Below are 4,246 nucleotides of genomic sequence, written 5' to 3'. Positions count from 1 at the left end.
AAGGATGCCTCGTCAGGGAGGACAAGATGACGCAATCCGATCCCACGGGGGCAAACCCCATGCAGGGCGTTCTGCCCTATATCGCCATGGCGGGCCGCACCGCCGAGGCGATGGATTTCTACGCCCGCGCCTTCGGGGCGGAAGATATCGGGCGGATGCCGTTCTACGATGGCAGCCCCGGCGTGATGCACGGGCAGGTGCTGATCAACGGCGGCGCGCTGATGATGACCGACAGCACGATGAACCCCGGCGGGGCCGAGGTGCGAGGCATCCAGCCGGGCTTTGGCCATCTTCAACTGGTGGTCGCGGACGGCCGGATGTGGTGGGACCGCGCGATTGCCGCGGGCTGCACGGTGCTCACCCCCTACGCCCGCCAGCCCTGGGGCGACGACTGGGGGATGGTGCAGGATCCCTTCGGGCTCAAGTGGGGCATCATGCAGGATGGCGCGCCCGAGAGTGCTACATGACCACGCCTGCGTCCGCCGTGCTGACGTCGCAGCAGATGGTGGCCGCGCCGGCCAGTGCGGTCTGGGCCGCGTTGACGACGCCCGACCTGATGCAACGCTGGATGCTGGTGCCCGCTGCCATCGTTCCGAACGCGCCGCTCGCGCCCGGCGCCCTGGTCGAATGGCGCGACGCCGATCAGAACCCCTATCTGGTTGGCACCGTCACCGCTTGCGATGCCGGGCGCCGCTTGACGGTGGAACTGCAGGACCGTTCCTGGCCACGGCCCGCGCGGCCGGGCGAGGTCACCTGGTCCTTCGAACTGACCGAAGCGGACGGCGCCACCCGGATCGACTATCGCCTCGGCGACCTCGCCATCGACCCCGATGCGCAGGACTGGATCGAGGCCTATCGCGACGCGGACGAACCCGCGCGGCTTGCGGCCGTCGTGCACGAGCTGCTGTCGTGAGCCCGCTTCTCATCACGTGTCTGTGCGGGTCTTTGCGATTGCGAATCAGCGCCGAGCCGATTTCTGCCTTCTACTGCCACTGCGCGGATTGCCGCGCTGCGAACGGGGCAGCCTATGTCGGCGTGGCACTCTACCCGTCTTCGGCGGTAGAGGTCGTCGCGGGCACGGTGGCCACCTACGCCATCCGCAATTTGCCGCGCAGCTTTTGTCCGTCCTGCGGGGCGCGCATGTTCGCCCGCGTTCCGGACGACGACATCACCGGGATCGTCGCGGAACGCCTGCCAGAAGGCGCCTTCCATGCCGACTTTCACGTCCACTGCCGGGAAGCGATCGCCCCGGTGCGCGATGCCCTGCCGCATTATGAAGCCCTGCCACCGGCCTTCGGCGGCGATGAGCGAACCGTCGATTGGTAAAGGATAACACTCATGATCCCCAAGAACACGATCTGCATCTGGTACGACACCGAGGCCGAAGCTGCCGCGCGCTTCTACGCATCGGTCTTTCCCGACAGCGAAGTGACCGCCGTCATCCGCTCGCCGATGGACAACCCCGGCAACAAGGCGGGCGACGTGCTGGTGGTCCAGTTCACCGTCTGCGGCATCCCCTGCATCGGGCTCAATGGTGGGCCGGCCTTTCCGCAGACCGAGGCCTTCTCGTTCCAGATCGCCACCGACACGCAGGAAGAGACCAACCGCTACTGGAACGCCATCGTCGGCAACGATGGACAGGAAAGCGAGTGCGGCTGGTGCAAGGACCGCTGGGGCGTCAACTGGCAGATCACGCCGCGCACGCTCACCGAGGCGCTGGCCGCGGGCGGCGAGGAGGCGCGGCGTGCCTTCGCCGCCATGATGACGATGCAGAAGATCGACGTCGCCGCCATCGACGCCGCGCGGCGGGGGTGAGGGTTGACCATCTCCATCCACTTCAGCATCGATGTGCCGGACCTTGCGGCGGGGCTGCATTTTTACGACGCCGTGTTCGGTTTCGCCGAGATCGCGCGGCCATTTCCGACCATGGCCGTGTGTGACGCCGGCAACGCCACGCTCTGCCTGCACGAGAAACCCGAAGGCTCGGCCCCGGCGCCGGGGAGCGCCGACCGGCGGCGCTATGCGCGCCACTGGACGCCCGTGCATCTCGACCTGCATGTGCCGGCGCTCGACCCCGTTCTGGCGCGCATCCGCGCCGGGGGCGGAACGGTCGAGCGCGAATTCCGCGGCGCAGGCCCGAAGGACGTGGCCTTCTGCAGCGATCCGTTCGGTCACGGGTTCTGCGTCATCGAAGACGCACCTTCCGAGCACAAGCTTATGAATCCTGAGACAGCACAGTCATGACGCGATTGCCCCCGCACCCCGCGAGCCCGCCCCGGATCGTCGAATGGCCGGAGCGAAGCTACGCCTTCATTGCCCATCGGCTGCCACTCGCCGACGTCGGCCCTGCAGTGGCCGACGGCTTCGCCAGGGTCGAGGACTGGCTTCGGCGTCGCGGCCTTGCGCCGGCCGGGGTACCGTTCCTGCGCTATCGGCGGATCGACATGGCGGGGACGCTCGACATCGAAACCGGTATCCCGGTCGAAGGTGCGGGCGTGGCGGAAGCACCGATCGGCTTCGACCGCCTCCCTGCCGGCCGCTATGCAGGACTTCTCTGGAGCGGCCCATACGACAGCCTCGTCGCCGGAAATGCCGAACTCATCGCCTGGGGCGGGCGGGAGCGCATCGCCTGGGACATGACCCCGAGTCCCGAGGGCGATCGGTTCGGCGCGCGGCTGGAGCCCTTTCTCGTCGGCCCGGCGCAGGAACCCGATCCCGCGAACTGGCTGACCGAGATTGCGATCCGCATCGCCGAGGACGAGACCGGACACTCTGACGAACGACTATTGCCCGTACCCCCAAGTGAGCATTCGGCATGACCACCGATTATAAGCCCGACGCCTACACATCTCTGTCGCCCTATCTGATCGTCGATGGTGCCGAGGCAACAATCGCCTTCCTGAAGGCGGCCTTCGGCGCGGTGGAACTGCGTCGCTTCCTGCGCGGCGACGGCACCGTAATGCATGCCGAACTGCGCATCGACGACAGCGTCCTGATGCTGAGCGACCCCAATCCCCCCGGCTGGCCAGCGATGCCATCCCACGTGCATCTCTACGTGCCCGACGTGGACGCTACCTATCGCAGAGCGCTCGCTGCCGGGGCCGTTTCGGTTCAGGAGCCGTCCCGAAAGGATGACGCCGACAAGCGTGGCGGGGTCAGATATGGCGGCGCAACGACCTGGTGGATCGCCACGCAGGTCGGCACGGCTGCCCGCTGAACGGATGAGAGACAACGCCGCAGTCACGCGGCAGACACGAGGTGCAAGATGGCCCGTCTGGTCTTTGGAATGAACATGTCGCTCGACGGCTATGTCGATCACGACGCTTTCGGGCCTAGCCCGGCGCTTTTCCGGCATTTCGTCGCCGAGACGGCGGCGCAGGCCGGCAGCCTCTACGGCCGGCGGCTCTACGAGCTGATGCGCTACTGGGACGAGGACCAGCCCGGCTGGGGGCCCGACGAGGCAGCCTTTGCCGCGGCCTGGCGGCGGCAGCCGAAATGGGTGGTGTCGCGCACGCTCACGGAGGTCGGGCCGAATGCGACCCTGCTCGGCGCCGATCTTGAGGCCGAGGTCAGGGCGCTGAAATCCGCTCAGAAAGGCGAGATCGAGGTCGCCGGCCCGACCTTGGCAGCCGACCTCGGCGACCTCGGCCTGATCGACGAATACCGGATCTATCTGCACCCGGTCGCGCTCGGCCGCGGCACGCCCTTCTTCGCGCGCGCCCGCCCGCGGCTTCAACTGATGGCGACGGAGGTGATCGACGGCGCAGTGATACGGCTGCGCTATGAACCCGCCTGAAGGCCCGGCATCGACAGGACCGGCGACAAGGAAGGACCGCTTACCATGCAGGGCAAGACTCACTAGAGTCAGGACTCGTTGTCGCGTCATAGCCAGAACATGACGGTTGCGGCCAAGGCGATCGCCGAGAGGAAGACCTTCGGGCATCTGTCGTATCGGGTGGCGACCCAGCGCCAATCCTTCAGACGCCCGAACATGATTTCGATCCTGTTGCGGCGTTTGTAGCGGCGCTCGTCGTGCTTGATGGGCTTGCTACGCGACTTCCGGCCGGGAATGCAGGGCTTTATCCCCTTGTCTTTCAACGCTTCCCTGAACCAGTCGGCATCATAGTGAACCGCGCCGGGTTTGCCGGAGGCTCCAACTCCTGAGTAGGATGGAGCATCATGAGCAAGACAACGAACAAGTTTTCCCCTGAAGTGCGCGAACGCGCCGTGCGGCTGGTCCTCGACA

Annotated in this window: 9 protein-coding genes; 8 read left to right on the top strand and 1 reads right to left on the bottom strand. The window is 66.7% G+C overall.

Annotated elements, in window-relative coordinates:
* The 8 genes from ACK4IU_RS18460 to ACK4IU_RS18425 form a co-directional block, all read left to right on the top strand.
* Positions 1-467 (top strand): VOC family protein (locus ACK4IU_RS18460; RefSeq protein WP_409738277.1); only part of this gene is annotated, 467 nt, incomplete at its 5' end.
* The gene (locus ACK4IU_RS18455) at positions 464-913 is read left to right on the top strand and encodes an SRPBCC domain-containing protein (RefSeq protein WP_409738274.1); all 450 of its coding nucleotides are present in this window, start codon (positions 464-466) and stop codon (positions 911-913) included. The genes ACK4IU_RS18460 and ACK4IU_RS18455, both read left to right, overlap by 4 nt.
* A gap of 38 nt (positions 914-951) precedes the next feature.
* Positions 952-1,326 carry a GFA family protein gene (locus ACK4IU_RS18450; RefSeq protein ID WP_409738271.1) on the top strand — a complete coding sequence of 125 codons (375 nt, stop codon included), beginning with the start codon at positions 952-954 and terminating at the stop codon, positions 1,324-1,326.
* Between the two features lie 12 nt (positions 1,327-1,338).
* A complete protein-coding gene (locus tag ACK4IU_RS18445) occupies positions 1,339-1,815 on the top strand; it encodes a VOC family protein (protein ID WP_409738268.1) in 477 nt (158 codons plus the stop codon).
* A 3-nt stretch (positions 1,816-1,818) separates the two neighbouring features.
* Positions 1,819-2,244 (top strand): VOC family protein, encoded by a 426-nt coding sequence (locus ACK4IU_RS18440; RefSeq protein ID WP_409738265.1) that lies wholly within the window; start codon positions 1,819-1,821, stop codon positions 2,242-2,244.
* Positions 2,241-2,819 carry a GyrI-like domain-containing protein gene (locus ACK4IU_RS18435; protein ID WP_409738262.1) on the top strand — a complete coding sequence of 193 codons (579 nt, stop codon included), beginning with the start codon at positions 2,241-2,243 and terminating at the stop codon, positions 2,817-2,819. The genes ACK4IU_RS18440 and ACK4IU_RS18435 overlap by 4 nt, the downstream gene beginning before the upstream one ends.
* Positions 2,816-3,217, top strand: coding sequence for a VOC family protein (locus tag ACK4IU_RS18430; protein ID WP_409738259.1), 402 nt, complete (start codon positions 2,816-2,818; stop codon positions 3,215-3,217). Before ACK4IU_RS18435 ends, ACK4IU_RS18430 begins: the two co-directional genes overlap by 4 nt.
* Before the next feature lie 48 nt (positions 3,218-3,265).
* Positions 3,266-3,796, top strand: a complete 531-nt coding sequence (locus ACK4IU_RS18425; RefSeq protein ID WP_409738256.1) for a dihydrofolate reductase family protein — start codon at positions 3,266-3,268, stop codon at positions 3,794-3,796.
* 86 nt (positions 3,797-3,882) lie between these two features.
* Here ACK4IU_RS18425 and ACK4IU_RS18420 read toward each other — a convergent pair.
* The coding region (locus tag ACK4IU_RS18420; RefSeq protein WP_409738253.1) for a transposase at positions 3,883-4,246 on the bottom strand (364 nt) is incomplete at its 5' end.

The sequence above is a fragment of the Tabrizicola flagellatus genome, assembly GCF_046295235.1.
Taxonomy (GTDB): Bacteria; Pseudomonadota; Alphaproteobacteria; order Rhodobacterales; family Rhodobacteraceae; genus Tabrizicola; species Tabrizicola flagellata_A.
This window is presented reverse-complemented; position numbering and strand designations above follow the sequence as displayed.

What these genes read in the sequence shown, in the direction of transcription:
- ACK4IU_RS18445 (WP_409738268.1), top strand. Translation starts at nt 1,339, where the DNA reads ATGATCCCCAAGAACACGATCTGCATCTGGTACGACACCGAGGCCGAA.
- ACK4IU_RS18455 (WP_409738274.1), top strand. Translation starts at nt 464, where the DNA reads ATGACCACGCCTGCGTCCGCCGTGCTGACGTCGCAGCAGATGGTGGCC.
- ACK4IU_RS18430 (WP_409738259.1), top strand. Translation starts at nt 2,816, where the DNA reads ATGACCACCGATTATAAGCCCGACGCCTACACATCTCTGTCGCCCTAT.
- ACK4IU_RS18435 (WP_409738262.1), top strand. Translation starts at nt 2,241, where the DNA reads ATGACGCGATTGCCCCCGCACCCCGCGAGCCCGCCCCGGATCGTCGAA.
- ACK4IU_RS18425 (WP_409738256.1), top strand. Translation starts at nt 3,266, where the DNA reads ATGGCCCGTCTGGTCTTTGGAATGAACATGTCGCTCGACGGCTATGTC.